The sequence below is a fragment of the Bifidobacterium sp. W8104 genome (assembly GCF_016100735.1).
GTDB lineage: Bacteria > Actinomycetota > Actinomycetes > Actinomycetales > Bifidobacteriaceae > Bombiscardovia > Bombiscardovia choladohabitans.
The window spans coordinates 233,521-254,360 of record NZ_JACFRW010000001.1 but is presented as its reverse complement, the minus strand read 5'-3'; the positions used below and the strand labels follow the sequence as shown (position 1 = coordinate 254,360).

General features: G+C 64.7%; 17 protein-coding genes. 12 read left to right on the top strand and 5 right to left on the bottom strand.

Annotated features, from left to right (window positions below; all coding sequences use genetic code 11):
• Window positions 1-26: 26 nt before the first annotated feature.
• Genes hisH through glnA form a run of 3 tightly spaced genes read left to right on the top strand, consistent with a single transcriptional unit; the run spans window position 27 to window position 2,917 of the window.
• A complete protein-coding gene (gene hisH, locus H3U89_RS01025; protein WP_198178981.1) occupies window positions 27-800 on the top strand; it encodes an imidazole glycerol phosphate synthase subunit HisH in 774 nt (257 codons plus the stop codon).
• Window position 801: 1 nt separating this feature from the next.
• Window positions 802-1,533 (top strand): bifunctional 1-(5-phosphoribosyl)-5-((5-phosphoribosylamino)methylideneamino)imidazole-4-carboxamide isomerase/phosphoribosylanthranilate isomerase PriA, encoded by a 732-nt coding sequence (gene priA, locus H3U89_RS01020; RefSeq protein ID WP_198178982.1) that lies wholly within the window; start codon window positions 802-804, stop codon window positions 1,531-1,533.
• Between the two features lie 46 nt (window positions 1,534-1,579).
• Window positions 1,580-2,917 (top strand): type I glutamate--ammonia ligase, encoded by a 1,338-nt coding sequence (gene glnA / locus H3U89_RS01015; RefSeq protein WP_045935176.1) that lies wholly within the window; start codon window positions 1,580-1,582, stop codon window positions 2,915-2,917.
• 9 nt (window positions 2,918-2,926) lie between these two features.
• Here glnA and H3U89_RS01010 read toward each other — a convergent pair whose 3' ends face one another.
• From H3U89_RS01010 to H3U89_RS01000, 3 genes are read right to left on the bottom strand one after another with little or no spacing between them, the layout of a single operon-like run.
• The gene (locus tag H3U89_RS01010; protein ID WP_198178984.1) at window positions 2,927-3,814 is read right to left on the bottom strand and encodes a hemagglutinin; all 888 of its coding nucleotides are present in this window, start codon (window positions 3,812-3,814) and stop codon (window positions 2,927-2,929) included.
• Window positions 3,811-7,899 (bottom strand): ATP-dependent RNA helicase HrpA, encoded by a 4,089-nt coding sequence (gene hrpA / locus H3U89_RS01005; protein WP_198178986.1) that lies wholly within the window; start codon window positions 7,897-7,899, stop codon window positions 3,811-3,813. The genes H3U89_RS01010 and hrpA overlap by 4 nt, the downstream gene beginning before the upstream one ends.
• Window positions 7,896-8,558, bottom strand: a complete 663-nt coding sequence (locus H3U89_RS01000) for a class I SAM-dependent methyltransferase (protein ID WP_232345659.1) — start codon at window positions 8,556-8,558, stop codon at window positions 7,896-7,898. The genes hrpA and H3U89_RS01000 overlap by 4 nt, the downstream gene beginning before the upstream one ends.
• A 222-nt stretch (window positions 8,559-8,780) precedes the next feature.
• Between H3U89_RS01000 and hflX the strand changes: the two genes are divergently transcribed.
• The 3 genes from hflX (at window position 8,781) to H3U89_RS00985 (ending at window position 12,310) form a co-directional block, all read left to right on the top strand.
• A complete protein-coding gene (hflX, locus tag H3U89_RS00995; RefSeq protein ID WP_332460530.1) occupies window positions 8,781-10,247 on the top strand; it encodes a GTPase HflX in 1,467 nt (488 codons plus the stop codon).
• Between the two features lie 99 nt (window positions 10,248-10,346).
• Window positions 10,347-11,309 carry an L-lactate dehydrogenase gene (locus tag H3U89_RS00990; protein ID WP_024627229.1) on the top strand — a complete coding sequence of 321 codons (963 nt, stop codon included), beginning with the start codon at window positions 10,347-10,349 and terminating at the stop codon, window positions 11,307-11,309.
• 71 nt (window positions 11,310-11,380) lie between these two features.
• A complete protein-coding gene (locus H3U89_RS00985) occupies window positions 11,381-12,310 on the top strand; it encodes a cation diffusion facilitator family transporter (protein ID WP_198178990.1) in 930 nt (309 codons plus the stop codon).
• A gap of 3 nt (window positions 12,311-12,313) precedes the next feature.
• On the opposite strand, the gene lexA is transcribed toward H3U89_RS00985, so the two are convergent.
• Complete coding sequence (lexA, locus tag H3U89_RS00980; protein ID WP_332460520.1) at window positions 12,314-13,102, bottom strand: transcriptional repressor LexA; 789 nt, start codon at window positions 13,100-13,102, stop codon at window positions 12,314-12,316.
• A 181-nt stretch (window positions 13,103-13,283) separates the two neighbouring features.
• Here lexA and H3U89_RS00975 point away from each other — a divergent pair, with 181 nt between their 5' ends.
• A complete protein-coding gene (locus H3U89_RS00975; protein WP_198178992.1) occupies window positions 13,284-13,682 on the top strand; it encodes a LysM peptidoglycan-binding domain-containing protein in 399 nt (132 codons plus the stop codon).
• Window positions 13,683-13,839: 157 nt separating this feature from the next.
• Window positions 13,840-14,322 (top strand): transcriptional regulator NrdR, encoded by a 483-nt coding sequence (nrdR, locus tag H3U89_RS00970; RefSeq protein ID WP_198176691.1) that lies wholly within the window; start codon window positions 13,840-13,842, stop codon window positions 14,320-14,322.
• Between the two features lie 113 nt (window positions 14,323-14,435).
• Here the strand turns inward: nrdR and H3U89_RS00965 are convergent, their stop codons facing one another.
• Window positions 14,436-16,670: a HelD family protein gene (locus tag H3U89_RS00965; protein ID WP_198178994.1), complete on the bottom strand. Its 2,235-nt coding sequence runs from the start codon at window positions 16,668-16,670 to the stop codon at window positions 14,436-14,438.
• Window positions 16,671-16,947: 277 nt separating this feature from the next.
• Between H3U89_RS00965 and mraZ the strand changes: the two genes are divergently transcribed.
• Genes mraZ through H3U89_RS00945 form a run of 4 tightly spaced genes read left to right on the top strand, consistent with a single transcriptional unit; the run spans window position 16,948 to window position 20,799 of the window.
• Window positions 16,948-17,430: a division/cell wall cluster transcriptional repressor MraZ gene (mraZ, locus tag H3U89_RS00960; protein ID WP_198178996.1), complete on the top strand. Its 483-nt coding sequence runs from the start codon at window positions 16,948-16,950 to the stop codon at window positions 17,428-17,430.
• Window positions 17,431-17,441: 11 nt separating this feature from the next.
• The gene (rsmH, locus tag H3U89_RS00955) at window positions 17,442-18,533 is read left to right on the top strand and encodes a 16S rRNA (cytosine(1402)-N(4))-methyltransferase RsmH (protein WP_415873543.1); all 1,092 of its coding nucleotides are present in this window, start codon (window positions 17,442-17,444) and stop codon (window positions 18,531-18,533) included.
• On the top strand, window positions 18,530-19,021 hold the full coding sequence (locus tag H3U89_RS00950) for a hypothetical protein (RefSeq protein ID WP_198178998.1): 492 nt from the start codon (window positions 18,530-18,532) through the stop codon (window positions 19,019-19,021). Before rsmH ends, H3U89_RS00950 begins: the two co-directional genes overlap by 4 nt.
• Window positions 19,018-20,799 (top strand): peptidoglycan D,D-transpeptidase FtsI family protein, encoded by a 1,782-nt coding sequence (locus H3U89_RS00945; protein ID WP_198179000.1) that lies wholly within the window; start codon window positions 19,018-19,020, stop codon window positions 20,797-20,799. Before H3U89_RS00950 ends, H3U89_RS00945 begins: the two co-directional genes overlap by 4 nt.
• The last annotated feature ends 41 nt before the right edge of the window (window positions 20,800-20,840 follow it).

Here is a 20,840-nt window from a genome sequence, read left to right as displayed (position 1 = left end):
AGGCAAGAGGCTTGGCTAGGAGGAACATGACCCGGATACAGGTGCTTGACTATGGGTTCGGCAATGTCAGATCCATGGTGCATGCTCTCTCCCAGCTGGGGGTCGATGCGCAGATCAGCGCCGACCCGGACCTGGCCATGAAGGCCGACGGCCTGGTCATTCCAGGTGTGGGAGCCTATGGGGCCTGCATGGCGGGGTTGCGCGCCGTGGGCGGCGACCGCATCATCCTGGATCGTCTGGCCCAGGGACTGCCGGTTCTGGGGGTCTGCATAGGCCTCCAGGTCATGTTCCAGTTCGGGGACGAGGACGGCCGCAGCGAGCCTGGTCTGGGCCTGATCCCCGGTCGTGTGACCAAGCTGGATGCCGATGTGGTGCCCCATATGGGCTGGGACCATGTCCAGGCGCCTCAGGGAACACGACTACTGGCAGGGGTCCAGGACCAGCGTTTCTACTTCGTCCACTCCTATGCCGCCATGGCTGCGCAGGGGGATGACCGGGTTAGCGGGACGCAGCCCGATCTGTGCCTGCGGGTATCAGCATTCAAAGAACATGGTGACAGCCGGCCAGGGTCATTCCGGCCAGGGTCGGACAAAACCTCACAGGGCGCCTCTTTCGGTGAACCGCTGGTTACCTGGGCCACCTATGGACGCAGCAGGTTCGTGGCCGCCTATGAATGCGGTCCCTTGAGCGCCACCCAGTTCCATCCTGAAAAGTCCGGACAGGCCGGGGCACGGTTGCTGACCAATTGGGTGAGGACCCTTCCCGGGGCTTCCGCACTCCCTTGCGAGAAAGGTGAATGAGATGCTGACGCTCCTACCCGCTGTCGACGTCCGTGACGGAAAGGCGGTCCGTCTGAAGCAGGGGATCTCCGGTTCCGAAAAGGTCTACGGGGAGCCTGCCGATGCAGCCAAGGCCTGGGTGGACCAGGGTGCCGGGTGGCTCCACCTGGTCGACCTGGATGCGGCCTTCGGCACGGGCGACAACCGAGACAAGCTGGCCGCCCTGGTCAACGAGCTGGGCGATCGCGTCAAGGTGGAGCTCAGTGGCGGCATCCGCGACGACGCCAGCCTGGAGGCAGCCCTGGATGCCGGCGCCACCCGGGTCAACATCGGCACGGCGGCCCTGGAGAACCCGGAGTGGACCAGCCAGGTCCTGGATCGCTACGGCGAGCGGGTCTGCGTGGGTCTGGACGTGCGCGGACACACCCTGGCCGCCCGGGGCTGGACCAGACAGGGCGGGGACCTTTTCGAGGCCATGGAGCGACTGGACCGTGACGGGTGCAGCCGGTACGTGGTCACCGACGTGACCCGCGACGGGATGATGACCGGTCCCAACCTGGATCTGCTGGGACAGGTGGCTGACCGGACCCCGGCCAAGGTGACCGCCTCGGGAGGTATATCCAGCCTCGATGACCTGAGCCGGATCCTGGATCTGGCCGATCGGGGCGTGGACAGCGCCATCCTGGGCAAGTCCCTCTATGAGGGGGCCTTCACGCTGGAGCAGGCGCTTAACCTGGTCTCAGGGCTTTGTTAACGCTATAAGCAAATCTGCGAAATATAGGAATGGGAGCATAGGCTCTATGGATAAGCAAGAGGAGTTCGCGCTGCGCACTGTCGAGGAGCGCGATGTCCGGTTCATTCGTCTCTGGTTCACCGATGTCTTGGGAACACTAAAATCGGTGGCCATAGCGCCTACCGAGCTGGAAGTGGCTTTCGAGGAGGGACTGGGCTTTGACGGCTCGGCCATCGAGGGTATGACCAGGGTCTCCGAGGATGACATGATCGTCAAGCCCGACCCGTCCACCTTCCAGATACTTCCCTGGAGGGGCGGACCCCAGGGTACGGCGCGGATCTTCTGCGACGTGCTCACACCGGACGGCGAGCCCAGCAGCGGCGATCCCAGGCATGTGCTCAAGCGTGCCCTGGCCAAGGCCAAGGAGAAGGGCTTCATCTTCTACACCCATCCGGAGATCGAGTTCTACCTGTTCGAGAACCAGGATGACTGGTCCCAGGTTCCGACCCCCATCGACGAGGGCGGCTACTTCGACCACGTGCCCCGCAGCCCGGGGATGGACTTCCGCCGGGCCTGCGTCAACATGCTGGAGCAGATGGGCATCTCGGTGGAGTACTCCCACCATGAGGCCGGACCAGGGCAGAACGAGATCGACCTGCGCTATGCCGACGCCCTGACCACCTCCGACAACATCATGACCTTCCGGACCGTGGTCAAGGAGATCTCCCTGGAGCGGGGGATCTACGCCAGCTTCATGCCCAAGCCCTTCACCGACAAGCCGGGGTCGGGCATGCACACCCATCTGAGCCTGTTCGAAGGGGACACCAACGCCTTCTACGAGGTGGGCCAGGAGTTCAACATGTCCCAGACGGCCCGGCAGTTCGCCGCCGGCATTCTGGCCCATGCGGCCGAGATCTGCGCGGTGACCGACCAGTACGTCAACTCCTACAAGCGGCTCTGGGGGGGAGCCGAGGCACCCAGCTACGTCTGCTGGGGGCACAACAACCGGTCCGCCCTCCTGCGCATACCCCAGTACAAGCCCGGCAAGGGCAACTCGGCCAGGATGGAGTTCCGGGGGTTGGATCCGGGGGCCAACCCCTACCTGGCATACTCGGTGCTGCTGGCTGCCGGCCTGGACGGGATCGAGCAGAAGATGACCCTGGGTGAGCCCACCAGCGACGACGTCTGGGAGCTGACCGACGCCGAGCGGCAGGCCATGGGCATCGAGCCCCTGCCTGACAGCCTGGACGCGGCCCTCAAGGTCATGGAGAAGTCGGACTTCGTGGCCCAGGTGCTGGGCGAGCAGACCTTCGAGTACTTCCTGCGCAACAAGCACCGGGAGTGGGCCGGATACAGCCGGCAGGTCACCCCCTACGAGCTGGCCTACTACCTGCCCAGGCTTTGAATCCGGGGCTCACTGGTCCGATCGGCCGAACCAGCTGTTGTAGATGATGACGAAGTTGCGATTGCCATAGCTTGAGCAGCGGTTGCCCTCGCCGTCGCCTGCCCGCAGCGCTGCCTCGTTGGGCTGGTAGGGCGTATAGATGTAGAGCAGGGCAGTGGCATCGTTCTCGATGTAGACCTTGCCGCTGCCACAGGAGGCATCGGGGCTGAAGCGCACATCGTTCAGGGCCTTGGTCCGGTAGCCGTATTGGTCCCGGTGGGCCTTGTAGTAGCGGAATCGGTGGGCGGCCCCGTAGACCTGGTTGAAGAAGCCGGCATAGCGGGCGTCACAGTCTGCATCGTCAGGGCAGGAAAGGCCCATGGCCGACTGGAGCTGGACCTGGGTGGGGGGCTGGTCAGTGGCCACCAGGTGCTGCTCCTTTTGCAGCATGGTCAGGAGGACCTTCTGACTGATCCCGCATGAGCGGGCTGACCCGTCGATGATCTGAGCCGCGCTCTGCCCCTTGCCGCCCTTGTAGGCATCACATAGGCCGTCGCCGGGGCGGTCGGGGACATCCATCTGCAGACTGCGCAGGCAGGTGGAGCCCTTGCAGGATCCCCCCTTCTGGTCCAGGAAGGCCTGGACATCGTCGGCGTTCATGTCCACCGTGTCATGGAAGCGGTGATCGGTGATGATCCTGCCTGGATTGAAGACGTACTCCTGGGAGAGCTGCTCCTGGTGGCGGATGACGCGGCCGACCATCAGCCGGTAGGAGACGAAGCGGACGGCCAGGATGCACAGGGCGGCCACCAGGACTATGGCCATCAGGGCTGCCCCCAGGGTCTGCGCGCGGCGGAGGGCCATCCGTCCGCGTTTGTTGCCGCCCCTGCGTGCTCGTCCCGATGGCCTTGTGCTCATGGTTTTCCTTCCAGCGCCTTCCTGATCCTTTGCAGGCTGACGGGGATGGCCGTCCCCAGCTCCTGGGCCCAGATGGAGACAAAGTACTCCTCCATCATCCAACGTCCCCTTTGCGCACGGTCCATGGCCTGGTCTCGTCCGGGACCGGCGGGCAGAGCCTTGGCCGCCTTGGCCGCCTGGTCCACCAGATCCTGGGCGGTCTGCGCCTGCCATGCCCATCGTACGTCACGATCCTTGTCCCTGCGGGCCTTGTCCAGGCGCATCAGGTCCGCCTTCAGGTATGTGTGCAGGCGGGGGAGGGCATAGGGCGGATCGGCGCCGATGAAGCCCTTGGCCACCAGATTGGCAGAATGCTGGCGTATCCACTGCAGGACCGAGAGCAGGGGAAGATCGGCCGGGCCGGACACGGCCTTGTCCACCTGGGCCGAGGTCTCCAGAATGGCGACCACATCCCTGGCCACCTGATAGACGGTGTCCTCGTAGACCTGGCTGACGCCGGCCACAGCCTCCTGCAGGGTCCGGTCGTCGGTGACGGCTTCGGTGTGGGGGATCAGGCGCTTGACAGCGGCCATCTGCAGGTCCTCGGCAAGCGCGGAGGTGCTCGGGTAGGGGGCCGAGGCCAGCATCAGGGCCTCCCGGCTCAGCCAGCGCGAGGAGATCCGCTGGGCAGGCAGGTGGAGCTTGTCCAGGGCGGCCTGCCAGATCAGTTCCTCGCGCGGTTTGGTGGTGGCGCCGGACTGGTGGAGCAGGTCGGCGCTCTTGACCACCTGACCCTGTCGGGCGGCCTTGCTGGCCTGGGAGTCCACCCGGGACCGGGCCGACTGCCGGGCCTGTCCGGCCAGGTCGCGCTGCAGGTCGGTCAGGGACTTGGACCGGCCCAGGACCTTGGGGTGGCCCTGGCCCTTGCGGCCGTGGCCCTGGCGCCGATCCTCCTCCACCTGGAAGGTGGGGCGCAGGTAGTCGGGTAGCCGTTCCAACCTGGCCTGGGTGAATACCTCCGGGTGCAGCTGGGCGCCGACCGTATCGATGGCTGCGGCGGTGAAGGCCTGCTCGAAGTCCGGCCAGCCCCCGGCGGGGATGGCACCTGCACCGTTTTCACCCCCGGTCGCAGGCTGGTCCGCCGACCCGTAGGTGGCCTGCTCAGCCGGCGCCGGATCGGCGCCGGGCAACAGGGGATAGTGGCCGTCTATCCAGGCGCGGATGGTCCGGGCGGCGTCAGGGGCGGGGACGAACTGGACCCGCAGGGCCTTGGGCAGGGACTTGATGGTGGCTGTGATCAGGTCGTCCAGAAGACCGGGCACGGTCCAGCTGAACTGTCCGGGCGTCAGCTGGTTCAGGCAGTGCAGGGGGATGTGGACAGTGATGCCGTCGTCCGGCTCTCCCGGCTGGTAGCGGTAGGTCAGGGGCAGATCCATGGGCCGGCCGTCGATGCCCAGGGTATGCCAGTGGTCGGGGTAGTCCCCGGGTCGGTAGGAGGCGGACTGGTCGTTCAGGCGCTCCACCTTGTCGGGGTCGAAGTCCAGCAGGTGGGGGTCCGCATCGTGGTGCTTCCGCCACCAGGCGCCCAGTGCGGCCAGAGAGGTGGCCTCCTGGGGAATGCGCTCCTGGTAGAAGTCGTAGAGGTCCTCCTCGGTGACGGTGCCGGTCACCTGGCGGGTCCGGCTGGTCCGCTCTCCGGCTTCGCTGAGCACCTGCCTGTTGGCCTGAATGAAGCCGTCATGGGGGAAGCGCTCGCGCACGTCACCCTCGACCAGGCCCTGGCGTATCAGCATGTCCCGGGCCTGGCCGGGGTTGATGCGGGCCCACTGGACCGTCCTGTCGCGCACGATGGGCAGGCCGTAGAGCAGAACCTTTGAGGTCGCCACCGCGGCACCACGGGAGGCCGACCAATGGGGCTCGGCGTAGGTGGTCCTGGTCAGGGACTTGGCCAGGGGCTCGGCCCAGGCGGGGTCGATGGCTGCACAGCAGCGCGCCCAGAGCCGGGAGGTCTCCACCAGCTCGGCGGCCATGATCCAGGGCGGATTGGCCTTGGCCAGTGCAGAGCCGGGGAAGATGGCGAAATGCGTGCCGCGCGCCCCCTGATAGTCGTTCTTGGCCTGCCGGCGAGCCCGCTTCATGGCCTTGGCCCGGGCGGCACCATGCAGGCCGGCGAAATCGGAGGCCTTGGGTTCGTGGACCACCTGCATGCCCATGCTGGAGAGCAGTCCGGCCAGCATGGACCGGTGGATGCCTTGGTCGTCCCAGGAGCAGACCAGGGCGTGTGCCGCCTGCTGCCCAATCGGCAGGGCCAGCAGGGCCTGATCCGGTCCCTTGACGGGGACGGGGGAGCCCACCTTCATGTGCAGGCCCCGGCACATCTGGGCAAGCTGCCGGTAAAGGTCATGCCACTGCCGCATGCGCAGGAAGGCCATGTACTCCTGCTTGCAGGCCTTGCGCAGGGCCCCGTTGGAGGGTTCCTTGTCCTGCGGGAAGAAGCGGTTCCAGATGTTCAGGGCCGTCAGGAAGTCGCTGGATGGGTCCTCGTAGCGGGCATGGATCCGATCGGCCTCCTCGCGCTTCTCCTCAGGTCGCTCGCGAGGGTCCTGCAGGGAGAGGAAGGCCACGACCACCAGAACGGCGGCCAGGGTGTCCGGGGTGGCATCCTGGCCGGCCTGCAGGATCATTCTGCCCAGACGGATGTCGATGGGGATCCTGGCCAGCCGTCGTCCCAGATTGGTCAGCCGGATGAGGCCCTGCTGGCGGGAGATGGCCTGCAGCTCGGTCAGTTCCCGCAGACCGTCGCTGACTGCTCGGGTGTCGGGCGGGTCGATGAAGCCGAAGTCGGTGACGTCCTCGGCCGTATGGGCCACGCCCACCGAGAGCATATGCAGGATGACCGAACCCAGGGAGGTGCGCAGGATCTCCGGGTCGGTGAACTTGGGACGGGTGTCATAGTCGTCCTTGGCATACAGGCGGATGGCGATGCCGTCGGCTACACGTCCGCAGCGGCCTGCACGCTGATCGGCCGAGGCCTGGGAGATGGGCTCGATGGGCAGGCGCTGGACCTTGGCCGACTTGGAATAGCGGCTGATCCTGGCCAATCCCGGGTCCACCACGTATCGGATGCCCGGTACCGTCAGGGAGGTTTCCGCCACGTTGGTGGCGATGACGATGCGCTGGTGGCCGTGATGTTCGAAGACCCGGTGCTGCTCCTTGGCCGACAGTCGGGCGAAGAGGGGGATGATCTCCAGGGCGTCCGGGCGGCGCATGTCGGAGGTCCGAGGGCCGAAGTGCCGTCTCAGGGCGGTCTCGTACTCGCGGATGTCGCGCTCTCCGGCTGCGAAGACCAGGATGTCCCTGGGGCCGTCCACGTGGGTGGAGTGGATGACCAGCTCGGCGCAGGCCCGGGCCACCGCCTTGGGGATGTCCGGCTCCTCCCTGTCCTGGCCGTCCTCATCGGAGTCGAACCCGGGGACATGCCGCATCAGGGCAGGCGCCGATCCTGCAGGTTCGTAGAGGGTCTGGACCGGATAGGTGCGTCCGGAGACCTCCAGCACGGGCACCTGGGTATGCAGGGCCTTGGCGAAGTGGTCCCGGAACTTGACCGAATCGATGGTGGCCGAGGTGATGATCAGCTTCAGATCGGGCCGTTTGGGCAGCAGGGCGGTCAGGTAGCCCAGCAGAAAGTCGATGTTCAGGCTGCGCTCGTGGGCCTCGTCGATGATGATGGTGTCGTAGGCCCGTAGCTGGGGATCGCCCTGGATCTGCGCCAGGAGGATGCCGTCGGTGACCACTCGCAGGCGGGTGCTCCTGCTGGACTTGTCGGTGAAGCGCACCTGGTAGCCGATCTGGTCGCCCAGCCTGGTGCCCGTCTCCGAGGCGATGCGCTCGGCCACGGTTCTGGCGGCGATCCTTCTGGGCTGGGTGTGCACGATCTGGCGGCCGTGGTCGCCGCGACCCATTTCCAGGAGGATCTTGGGGATCTGGGTAGTTTTGCCCGAGCCGGTCTGACCGGAGACGATGACCACCTGGGAGGACTGCACGGCATGGACGATGTCCTCCTTGGCCGCGCTGATGGGCAGCTCGGCGGGATACTCGAACCTCATGCCCGGCCCACCTCGATGATCCGGTAGCCCTTGGACGAGGCATATTTCTCCGCCGTCCAGCCGGAGCCCAGGGCCTGAGCCAGCCAGGCAATCAGGGAGTCGGCGCCAAGATTGCGCTGGACCACCAGGTAGGCCCGGCCTTGGGGTTTCAGTCTGGGCAGGTAGGTCATCAGCAGGTCGTGCAGGGCCGTCTTGCCCACCCGGATGGGCGGATTGGACCATATCAGGTCGAAGCACAGATCGTCCGGCACCTGCTCCGGGGTCAGCGTGTGCACCCTGTCAAGGCCCTGGGACCGGGCGTTGCGGGCGGTCAGATCCAGGGCCCGCAGGTTGGTGTCCACAGCATAGACGCTGGCCTTTGGCGACTGGATGGCCATGCTCAGGGCGATGGGCCCCCAGCCGCAGCCCAGGTCCAGAAAATCGCCCTCGACCGGGGGCTGGGGGGCGCGTTTGAGCAGGACCGAGGTGCCCAGGTCCAGCCTGCCCGACGAGAAGACCCCGTGGGAGACCTCCACCTGGCAGGTGCGGCCGGCCAGCTCCACCCGGATGGTCCGCCGCTGGTCGGGGGAGGCCGGACGGGCCACGAAGTATTGTTCGCCTCCGCCCGTCCCGGTCCTGGAGGATTGCCCCCGGCTGCTGCCATGCTCCCTGTGCGTCATGTCCATCCCGTCCGTCTTTGAATCCTGCCCGTCCCTCGGGCGCTCGCTGATGTCTGCTAAGAAGATGATAATAAAGACTGTGTCATGATTCCGCCTATACCGGATTCGTTCCCCAGTCCATAGATCAATGCAGAGGTGCCTTTGACCCAAGAAAAACCGACCCAAGAGCATGGTTCAGCGGTTGTCGATGCCCATCAGGACCCGCTCGCCCACAAGTCCGAGGTGCTGACAGGCAGTAGGGAGCAGGTCGGGCAGGACCAGGACCAGGAGTGGGAGGAGCGCAGCCGGCGCAATGCCTTCCGCCATGTCGAGGGGCTGGGGGAGCTCCAGGACGTGACCGAGGTGGAGTACCGCAAGGTCCGTCTGGAGCGTGTGGTCCTGGTCGGGGTTTGGTCGGGTTCGCGGACCACGGTCGGCCAGGCCGAGGAGTCCCTGCGTGAGCTGGCCGCCCTGGCACGGACCGCCGGGGCCGAGGTGCTCGACGGACTGCTCCAGCAGCGGGTCAAGCCCGATCCTGCCACCTACCTGGGTTCGGGCAAGGCGCGGGAGCTGGCGGATATTGTGGCCCGGCTGGGTGCCGACACCATCATCACCGACGACGACCTTCATCCCTCCCAGCGACGGGCTCTGGAGGATGTCACCAAGGTCAAGGTGGTCGACAGGACGGCCCTGATCCTGGACATCTTCGCCCAGCATGCCACCAGCCGCGAGGGCAAGGCCCAGGTGGAGCTGGCCCAGCTGGAGTACATGCTGCCCAGGCTGCGCGGCTGGGGCGGATCACTCTCCCGCCAGGCTGGTGGTCAGGCTGCCGGGCAGGCCGGCGGCATAGGCTCCCGCGGCCCGGGCGAGACCAAGATCGAGACCGACCGGCGGGTCATCAGGCGGAGGATTTCCCGGCTGAAGCGCCAGATCGCCCAGATGGCCCCCTCGCGTCAGGTCAAGCGTGGGTCCCGACGGCGCTACCAGTTGCCGGCCGTGGCCGTGGTGGGGTACACCAACGCCGGCAAATCCTCGCTGACCAACCGGCTGACCGGGTCCCAGGAACTGGTGGAGAACGCCCTCTTCGCCACCCTGGATACGGCCGTCAGGCGCACCAAGGCGGCAGATGGCCGACTCTACGTCTATGTGGACACGGTCGGATTCGTCCGCCGCCTGCCCACCCAGCTGGTCGAGGCCTTCAAATCCACCCTGGAGGAGGTGGGGCAGTCCGACCTGATCCTGCATGTGGTGGACGGTTCCCATCCCGATCCGTTCGGCCAGATCAGGGCTGTGGACGCTGTGCTGGCGGACATCCCCGGCGCCGAGTCCATTCCCCGCCTGCTGGTCTTCAACAAGGTGGATCTGATCGATCAGGACGCCAGGCAGCGGCTTGCCAACCTCGAACCCGAGGCCTTTCTGGTCTCGGCCAGGCAGGGTCAGGGTCTGGAACCCCTGCGCAGGCGGGTGGAGGAGCTGCTGCCCGCCCCCGCCGTGCATGTCCAGGCCATCCTGCCCTACACCAGCGGCTCCCTGCTGGAACAGGTGCGGCAGCTGGGAAGGGTTGATTCATTGGAATACCGGGCCGACGGTGTTGCGCTGAGCGCTGATGTGGACGACCGGCTGGCGGCCGCCGTGCTTGACCAGGCCATTGACCGGAAGCCCTTGCAGGCTTCAGGGGGTGACACGCCATCGGCGGGGCGGAACTCTTAAGGGCAGATGCGCACCAGGTCACCTATGCTGGGTAGACTACGTATGTTGTGTCAGCGGCAAACCCGTTTCCCGGGTTCCGATAAGAGAGGTCCATAGAATATGGCGGAATCATCAATCAAGCCAACCAAGCTAGCGATCGTGGGAGCCGGAGCCGTGGGGTCGACCCTGGCCTTTTCGGCGGCCCAGCGCGGTGTGGCTCGAGAGATCGTTCTTGAGGATATCAACGCCCAGCGTGTTGAGGCCGAGGTCCGCGACATGCAGCACGGATCCAGCTTCTACCCCACGGTCACCATCGACGGCTCGGACGATCCGCAGATCTGCGCCGACGCCGACATGGTGGTCATCACGGCCGGAGCCAGGCAGAAGCCGGGACAGACTCGGCTTGACCTGGCCGGCGCCACCATCAACATGATGAAGTCCATCATTCCTCAGATGGTCGAGGTGGCCCCCAATGCCATCTTCCTGCTGATTACCAACCCCGTCGACATCGTCACCAGGGTCTCCTTGGAGCTGTCCGGGCTGCCTGTCAACCAGATGTTCGGTTCGGGCACCAACCTGGACTCCGCCCGCCTGCGCTACCTGATCGGCCAGCAGACCGGGGTCAACGTCAAGAATGTCCATGCCTACATCGCCGGCGAGCACGGCGACTCCGAGGTCCCGCTCTGGAGCTCGGCCACCATCGGCGGCGTGCCCATGTGCGACTGGATGGAGCTGCCCGGCCATGAGCCTCTGGATGCGGCCAAGCGTGAGGAGATCCACCAGGAGGTGAAGAACGCCGCCTACCAGATTATCGAGGGCAAGGGTGCGACCAACTTCGCCATCGCCATGTCCGGCGTGGACATCATCGAGTCCATCCTGAACGGCACCGACCGGATTCTGCCGGTCAGTTCCCTCTTGGAGGACTTCCACGGGATCTCTGACGTGTGCATGTCGGTTCCCAGCGTGCTCAACCGTGACGGGGTCAACACCCACATCAATACCCCGCTGAGCGATGGCGAGCTGGCCGCCCTGAAGCGTTCCGCCGAGACCCTGAAGGAGACGGCAAGCAAGTTCGGCTTCTGAGTATTTCCCGGAAAACCCTTGCCTTGTGACCCCTGGTGGCATACTTTGGTGACTGATGAATCGGGGTATGCATGAGCGCTCATGAAGGTGGTGTCCAGGGCGGCGGATCCGCCCATCGTAGACAGTTGCTGATGACCCTGGCGCTGACGGGCTCGGTCTTCGTGGCCGAAGTCGTGGGCGCCTTGGTCACCCGCAGCCTGGCCTTGCTGGTCGACGCCGGGCACATGATGACCGACATGGCCGTGCTGATCGCCTCCACAGTCACTGCTGTGTTGATGGAGCGCCGTCCCACAAACCGGCGGACCTGGGGATGGTCCCGTCTGGAGGTCATCACGGCGGCTGGCGGTGCTCTGGTTCTGCTGGCTGTGGGCATCTACGCCATTGTGGAGGCCGTCTTGAGGCTCTGGTCGCCCGGGCGGGACCAGGTTCATCAGCAGGGGTTGCTGCTCTTCTTCGGCATTTTGGGTCTGGCTGCCAATGTGGGGTCCATCCTGGTCCTGGCCTCCGGGCATAAGGACAACCTGAATATGCGTGCCGCTTTTCTCGAAGTGGTCAACGATGCACTGGGCTCGGTGGCCGTCCTGGTATCTGCCGTGGTCATGATGCTCACCGGCTGGGCCGGATTCGATGCCGTAGCGGGAGCCCTGATTGCTCTGCTGATGATTCCCCGCGCGATCAAACTGCTGGCCAGCAGTGTCTCCGTGCTTCTTGAGGAGACCCCGGCGGACCTCGACATGGCCAAGGTCAGGAAGCACCTGGAGGGCGTGCCTGGCGTGCTGGAGGTTCATGACCTGCATGCCAACAGCGTCTCCACTGGTCTGCCGCAGCTGACGGCACATGTGATCGTTCGTAAGGATACGACGGCTGTCGAAAACGAACGCATTCTGACCAGCATGCAACGCTGTCTGCGCAATCATTTCCCGGTCTCGGTCGAACACACGACCTTTCAGATAGAGCCCCAGGGCCACCGGGACAGCAGCGGCGAGCATTTGGACATGTAGCCTTCAGACCTTGCGCAGAACAGTGACCACCTTGCCCATGATGACGGCGTGGGTGCCGTCAATGGGGGAGTATGCGGGGTTGTGGGGGATCAACCAAACGTGGTCCTCCTCGCGACGGAAGGTCTTTACCGTGGCCCCATCGTCCAGCAGGGCCGCGACGATGTCTCCATTCTCAGCCTCCTGTTGGCGGCGGACGACCACGAAGTCCCCGTCGCAGATGGCGGCATCAACCATGGAATCCCCATGGACCTCAAGCATGAAGAGCTCACCTGATCCAGTCAGGCGCTCGGGCAGACGCATGACATCGTCCACATGCTGCTCGGCCAGAATGGGCTGACCTGCGGCGATTCTGCCGACCAGGGGCACGTCGCGCGACTGCATGATGGCCTCGTCGGTCTGTTTGTCTGGGAAGGGCATGATCCTGGCGGTTCCAGCAGTCGGCTCAGGTTGGTCCTGAACCAGCTCTATGGCACGTCCCTTGTTGGCAGTCAGACGAATGTATCCCAGATCCTGCAGGACCTGAAGCTGGTGTTTGACGGAAGAAGTGCTGCGCAGTCCCGCGTCTTTGCCGATCTCCCTGTAGGAGGGCAGAAATCCGCGCTCCGACAGGTGCCGCTTGATGGCTTCCAGCACCCTGGCCTGGCGATCGGTCAACTTGGGCCTGGACCCCTGATTCGGATGCTCGGTGCTGGCGGAGGTTTCAGCGGTTTCCTGAGAGGTTGCGCCATGAGCGGCGCTGGACTTGCTGTCGGAGCTCATGGTTGCAGGCCCGACAAAGGGGATGGTGCTCACGGATGGCTCCTTTCCTTGGAAACTGAACTCAGTCTAACCTGCCCAAAGTGAAAAATCAAACAAATGTTCGAATCGGCCTTGCCAAACGACGAGTGAGATGCCAGAATGAGAACATCTGTTCGATAGAACAAATGTTCGAAAGAGGTGTGCTGTGGTTGTTCGTGCCGGTGTCAGTTCCCGCATGTCTACGCCGTCGAGCCTGCCCTCGGCCTGCCGGGTGTATGTCAGTTCCCTGTTCTCGTCCGTCATGCTGCGTCTTCGCAGTGCTGCCAAAGCCTGTGTGTCCGATCGGGGTTTCGTGGGTGTCGTCGTGCGCAGATTCGCGGCTTTTCTGGCTGTCGGCGCGATGACCCTGATTGGGGCCGGATGGATGGCTCGTCCGGCCAGCTCCGTTCCAGGACCGCAGGAGGTCATTACAAGAACGGTCCGTCCGGGCGATAATGTCTGGTCCTATGCAGCCTCGATCACCCCGCAAGGCGAGGATGTCACTGAAAACGTGGACCGCATCATGCGGATCAACAACATGTCCTCGCCCAACCTGCGCGTTGGTGACCGAATTCTGATTCCCAGCGACGATTGATGCAGCGACTTTCGGTCCAGGGAATTAACGACGCGGTTTCAATGACTCGTCGCCGGGATGAAGGTACTAGCTGAATTCAAGGAGTTTGTCCAGGGTTATACGCTGATAGGCCCGGTATACGTGGGTCTTGAGGTTCTTTGGCGCTATGATATTACATATGCATTGTCCTTTCTGCCAGAATCCCGATACCAAGGTTGTGGATACACGAATCAGCGACGACGGCCATGCCATAAGACGCCGCCGTGAGTGTCCGAACTGCTCGCGTCGGTTCACCACGGTGGAGACCTCGATCCTCCTGGTCATGAAACGTTCAGGCAACGCCGAACCCTTCAACCGCGACAAGGTCATCTCTGGTGTAAGGAAGGCCTGCCAGGGCAGGCCCATCGATGAGAATGACCTGAAGCTCCTGGGCCAGCAGGTCGAAGAGGATCTGCGTTCGCGCGGCCTGGCTCAGGTCGATTCGGAAGAGGTCGGCAGGGCCATTCTTAAGCCCCTTAGGGAGCTGGACGAGGTGGCCTATCTGCGCTTCGCCTCGGTCTACCGCAACTTCAGCAACCTGGAGGACTTCCAGCAGGCCATCGACACCCTTCGCGCCGAGGACCAGTCAGCTGAAGAGCAGCCTGCGACTGCACAGTCCTGAGAAATCAGCTACCCTGGCCCGGCCGTTCTGACTGCATCAGGCCTACACTGCCACAGGCCAGCACCTCCCGCCGTTGTGAGATGGAGCTGGAAGTGAACGGTGTGCCAGGCGCATCATCCCAGATTCAGCAGTCTCTGATCCTCGGAAGTCTCAGCGATGACCAGTTCCTGGGTCGGTCGCGTCATGGCCACATAGAGGTCGGCCGCCGCGCTCAGCCTGGAGGGGGCTTCATTCTGAATGGCTCCAGGCTCAACCAGAACCACGGCGTCGAACTCCAGGCCCTTGGTGTGGCCGGTGGTTGTGACCGTGATCTGGTGCTCCTGAGCCTTATCGATATGCAACTGTGAGCCGACCTCGGATTCCAGGGCGCTGGGAACGATGATGGCCAGGCGTCCGGTACCGTCTTTGCCCAGGTGACGTTCCGCCAGTTCGCCCACAAGGTCGGGCAGCTGGTCCAGCAGGCTGGCCTGATCGTCGGCCCGCAGGTGGCTGACCGAGCCTTCCACCTCACGCACAGCCTTGAGCGTGGAAACCTCAAGACCCTCGGAGGCGGCGAAGGAGGAAGCCAGGTTGGATACCTGACGAGGGTTGCGATAGTCGATGGTCAGCTGCCGCAGGTCCCATCCGTCCGGGCCGAAAAGCCTGTCCATGGTGGAGGCCCAGGACCGGGTGCCGCCAAGGGCCGCCGTCTGGGCCACGTCCCCGACGATGGTGAAGGACCGGGATGGGCAGCGCCGGACCAGCATCCGCCAGTCCATGGCCGTCAGCTCCTGGGCTTCGTCGACCACGATGTGCCCGTAGACCCACTCTCGGTCGGCGGCCGCCTGAGTGGCTGCCTGGTTCTCGTCCTCGCCATTGATGGAATCCAGCAGCATCTGCGAGGTCACGATGCCTGTGCCGATGCCGTTCTGGGCCAGGGTGTCGCTGGCAAATTGACGTTCCTCATCGCGGCGGGCCTTTTCGGCCTGTTCACGATCCGCCTGGCGGGGGTCTGGGCCCAGCAGCTCCATGGCCTCATCCAGGATGGGGATGTCGGATACGGTAAGTTCGGCGCCGTCCTGGCGGGTCAGCAGGTCGATCTGTTCCGGGGTCAGCCAGGGGGCGAACCGGCGCAGACGATCCGGCCTGGACCAGAGGTCGTTGACCAGCCAGCGGGGGTTCATGGGCAGCCAGGCCAGGTTGAGGGTCCGCCGCACCTGGTCGTTCAGCCGCAGCAGGGAGGTGACCCGGGCAAGTTCCTCGGCTCCGGGCTGATAGTCCACCCCTTCGGCATAGCGGGCGGTCATGGCGTTCAGGGCCGAGCGCACGAAGGTGTTCCTGGCCTTGTTGTGGGGCTGGTGGCTGCGTCGGGCATCGACCAGGGCCTGTTCCAGGTCGACCGCAAGCATGGGGACTGCCACCCCATCCACCTTGACCGTTGGCAGGGAGGCAGGCACCCGCTCCCGGGAGGCGACGGCGTTGGCTACGGCCTCGGCCATGCGGATGTCCCCCTTGAGCCGGGCCACCTGAGGATCCTCACGGCGTTCGGTGCTGATGCCGGGGATGAGGTCGCCTATGGTTCGGCTGAGCACTCCGGTCTCGCCCAGGGAGGGCAGGACCTGGTCGATGTAGTGCAGGAAGGCGTTGCTTGGCCCGACGATCAGCACGCCTGAACTCTCGAGTCTGCGCCTATGGGTATAGAGCAGATAGGCCGCCCGGTGCAGGGCCACGGCGGTCTTGCCGGTGCCTGGTCCTCCCTGGACCACCAGCGGGCGGGTCATGGGGGAGCGGATGATCCGGTCCTGTTCGGCCTGGATGGTGGCCACGATGTCGGTCATCTGCCCGGTGCGGCGGCTGGACAGGGAGGCCATGAGCGCGCCCTCGCCGGCCAGGGTGCCGCCCTGGGCCGCCTTGTCCACTTCGGGGGCCGACAGATCCAGAACCTCATCCTCGATGCCGGTGACCTGGCGGAAGTTGAGGGTGATGTGCCGACGCATGACGATGTCGCCGTGGTCCGCCGGGGTGGCCTCGTAGAAGGGGCGTGCCGCCTCGGCACGCCAGTCGGTCAGGATGGGCTCATGGTTGCTGTCCAGCAGGCCCAGTCGCCCGATATATCGTCGGCCGCCTTGGGCCGTATCCAGCCGGCCGAAGACCAGACGGTCCTCCACGGCCCGCAGCTGGGTGAGCCGGTCCTCGTACATGTTGGCAAATGAATCCCGCTCGGTGCGCTGGGTGGGCGATCCGTGGGAGCCGGCGGCCCGGACCGCGTCCAGTCTGGTCCTGGCCTGGGTCCGCAGCTCGTCCAGACGGGCGTAGGCCCTGTCCACCGCCGTCTGCTCTTCATGCAGCTGTGAGGAATAGCTCGACATGTGCGTCCGTTCTGTCCAATGTTCAAAAATCGGATGATCCAATATACCGCTGGACCTCTACTTTTTCGGCCCGGCAGATCCTTGGTAGCGCCCTCTTCGCCAGGTGGCGAAACGCCGGACCGGACACTTTGGCGAGTCGAATGGTTGGGTTTGGGCCTGAAGTGGTGTCAAGGTGGTGAGCAATGGGGATAAGTGGGGTAAAGTGGGGAGCACTGCGCAGGGGACACTACCCGATGGGGCCGTCCCATGGTTACCGAACTGGCATTGGAGGTGGGGCATGGCCGATACATACGACGCAGATGCTGCCTTGCCTTCCCTGCCGCCCATGCTTCTGGGCACCTACACCCCCAAGATGGATTCCAAGGGCCGCCTGGCGCTGCCCGCCAAGTTCCGCGCCCAGCTGGGTCAGGGCCTGGTCATGACCCGTGGCCAGGAACGCTGCGTCAGTCTGCTGCCCGCTGAGGAATTTCGGCGGATGGCCGTGCGCATCCAACACACCTCCATGGGCGACAAGTCGGCCAGGGACTACCTGCGTGTATTCCTGTCCGGCGCTGTCGACCAGGTCCCCGACAAGCAGGGTCGCATCCTGGTTCCGCCCATGCTCCGCTCCTATGCACGGCTGACCGGCCCCGTCGTGGTCATCGGTGTGGGCACCCGTGCCGAGATCTGGGATCAGGATTCCTGGACCGCATACCTTGAGAGCAAGGAACAGGGCTACGCCGACATTGCCGACGATGTTCTTCCGGCGGTGGATTGCTGATGGAGGCGTTCATGGAAAATCGCAATCCACCCGATCAGGAGGCCGTGGACAGAGGCATGGTCCACCGTCCCGTCCTGCTGGAGCGATGCCTTGCGCTGGCCCGGCCCGCCCTGGAGCACCCGGGGGCCGTGGCTGTGGATTGCACGCTGGGTCTGGCTGGTCACGCCACCGCCTTCCTCAAGTCCTGCCCTGAGGCTCGTCTTATTGGCATCGACAGGGATCTTGAGGCCCTGGATCTGGCTACAGGCCGGATGCGCGACGAGGGTCTGGCCGACCGTTTCACGCCGGTGCATGCACCCTTTGACCAGCTGGACCGGCAGCTGGATGCACTGGGAGTGGGCCAGGTGGACCTGGTCTTCATGGATCTGGGGCTGTCCTCCCTGCAGATCGACCAGCGCGACAGGGGCTTCACCTACCGGCAGGATGCTCCGCTGGACATGCGCATGGACACCAGCCAGGAGCTGACGGCCGCACAGGTCCTGGCCGAGTACGACCAGGAACACTTGGCCGAGATCTTCTCCCGGTATGGGGAGGAACGCTATGCGGGACGCATCGCCCGGGCCATCGTCGAGGCCAGGCAGGAGCAGCCGCTGACCACCTCGGCCCAGCTGGACCGCCTGGTCGACAGGGCTGTGCCGCGCGGCCACCGTCCTCCGGGCAATCCGGCCAAGAGGGTCTTTCAAGCCCTGCGCATCGAGGTCAACGGGGAGTTGGATCGTTTGAGGCGAACCCTGCCCCAGGCCATTCTGCGGCTGGCCCAGGGGGGTCGTCTGATTGTGGAGTCCTACCATTCCCTGGAGGACCGCATGGTCAAGCGCTTCATGGCGCCTGGGTTGCATGTCGACCTTCCTGCGGGCATGCCGGTGGTGCCAGATCAGGCCCGTCCCTACCTGTCGGATCTGACTCACGGGGCCATCAAGGCAGACCCGGCCGAGCGGGAACGCAACCCCCGGTCCGCCTCGGTCCGCCTGCGGGCTGTGGAGATGAGCGGAACCATCCCTGAGGAGCGTCGTCGTCGGCTTCAGGCCGAGGCCCGTGGTGAGGGTTCGGATGGTCGCCGTCGCCGCGTCGGCCACGGTTCGGAATCGAGGCGCCGGTCATGACCATGCCAGCACGTTCAGTCCGTTCCAAGGCCTCTGCAGACAAGGGCCATCCCCGCATCCAGGAAATGCCCACCAGGCCTGAGCTCAGTCTGATCAAGGGCACAGGCAAGCCGGGCAAGGCCCGCCAGCCAGAACGAGGCCCGGTGGCTGAGGGGGCCCGGCGCCTGATCAGCTGGACGCGGACCCGTGGCAATCCTCTGCTGAGGATCATGACCTCCGTGGTTTTTCTGGCCGCCTGTATGTTCGGCTCCCTGATGTTGCGTACCCAGATGGTCCAGGATTCCTTCGAAGCCACCCGAATCCAGCGTGAGATCAGCAATCTCAACCAGGACGTCCAGGATGACCAGAACAAACTCGACCAGCTCCAGGCCTCCCTGCCGGACAAGGCACAGCAGTTGGGCATGCAGCCCCAGCAGGGTCTGAACTCCATCGATCTGCAGGGCTACAGGCCCCCTCAGGATGCCCAGGGCAAAGCGGGGCATCCATGAGCGGCAAGGGAACCAAGCGCTCCTGGCACCTGTCTTTCTGCAAACGTTCCCTGTCCGTGGGCCTGATCCTGATCCTCGTGGCTGCGCTGGCCCTGGGCAAATTGGCCTACATCCAGCTCTTCGACGGAAGGTCCATGGCCCAGGCAGCTGCGGCGGGTCGCACCGTGCCGCATACCATCAAGGCCCAGCGTGGCCGCATCCTGGATGTCAACGGCCGGGTGCTGGCCCAGAGCCTGGAGCGATACAACATCATCGGCGACCCCGAGGCGGCCGCTTCCTTCATACCCATCAACTGCACCAAGCGCACGGGCAGTGACTGCCACAGCATCAAAGGCCATCCGGTGGGCGCTGACGGTGCTGCGGGCGTGGCACGCCTTCTGGCGCCTGCCCTGGGGATGAACGCCATGGAGCTGGGGGGCAAGCTCAGCGTCCCCGGACGGTATGTGGTCCTGGCCAAGCGGGTGACCCCCGAGGTCAAGCGTTCCATCGACAAGCTGGGACTGCAGGGGATCATCACGGCCGAACTGAGCAGTGAACGCACCTATCCGCACGCGGATCTGATGGGAGCCCTGATCGGGGGCATCGACGACAGCGGCAAGGGCGTGGCCGGGATCGAGCAGATGGAGAATCGGCGGCTGACCGGCACTGACGGCTATACGGTCTATCAGCAGGGGATGCTGGGCCAGGAGATTCCCGGAACCATGACCCGTCAGCGCAATCCGGTCAATGGCAAGGACGTGAGACTGACCATCGATCAGGACGTGCTCTGGTACGTCCGCCAGGCCCTCAAGTCAGGCTGCCAGAACTACCATGCGGACTGGGCCCTGGCGGTGGTTCAGGACACCCACACCAACGAGATCCTGGCCCTGGCCGACACCGACGACTACCAGGCGGGCAGCGACCAGGCCAAGGTCAACTCTTCCAGGGCTGTGGCGGAGACCTTCGAGCCCGGTTCGGTCGGCAAGACCATCTCGGCCGCAGGCATGCTCCAGGAGCGGGCGCACTCCATGACCGACCGCTTTACCGTGCCCGACCACATCACCCTCGACAACCAGCAGTACAAGGATTCCTTCAACCATGGGGACGAGCATTGGACGCTGGCCGGCATTCTGCAGAATTCCTCCAACGTGGGCATGGTCATGGCCGGTCAGAACTACCCGGACCAGAAGCGCTACGACTATCTGACCCGCTTCGGCATCGGCCATGTCTCGGCCCTGGGTCTGCCGGGGGAGTCCAAGGGACTGCTGACCACGCCTCAGACCTGGGATCGACGCACCCGCAACACGGTCCTGTTCGGCCAGGGCTATGCCACCAACGCCGTCCAGCTGACCAATGCCATCGCCACCCTGGCCAACAAGGGGGTCCGTTCCGACCAGACCATCATCCGCGGTCAGGGCGCCGTCAAGGCCAATCAGGTCAGGGTCGTGGATGAGAAGGTGGCGGCTGAGGTCATGAACGCGATGGAGTCAGTGTCAGAGAAATACGACAAGACGGTCAAGGTGGAAGGCTACAGGATAGCCGCCAAGACCGGCACCGCCGAGGTGGCCGACAGCTCCGGCAGATTGAGCGGCATCGTCAGCGACTGGGTGGGCATACTGCCCGCTGACGATCCTCGCTTTGTGATCACCGTGGTGCTGAAGAATCCCCACAGCAGTGCCGGGGTTTTCGGCGGCGTCACCGCTGGTCCCATCTTCGCCCAGATCGGTGAATTCCTTATGCAGAAATACCAGGTCCCCACGTCCCAGCCCAGAACCGATGCTATCCCGGTAACATGGTGATACCGGCAGGCATCATGGCGTTCCCGGACGAAGGAGAGATT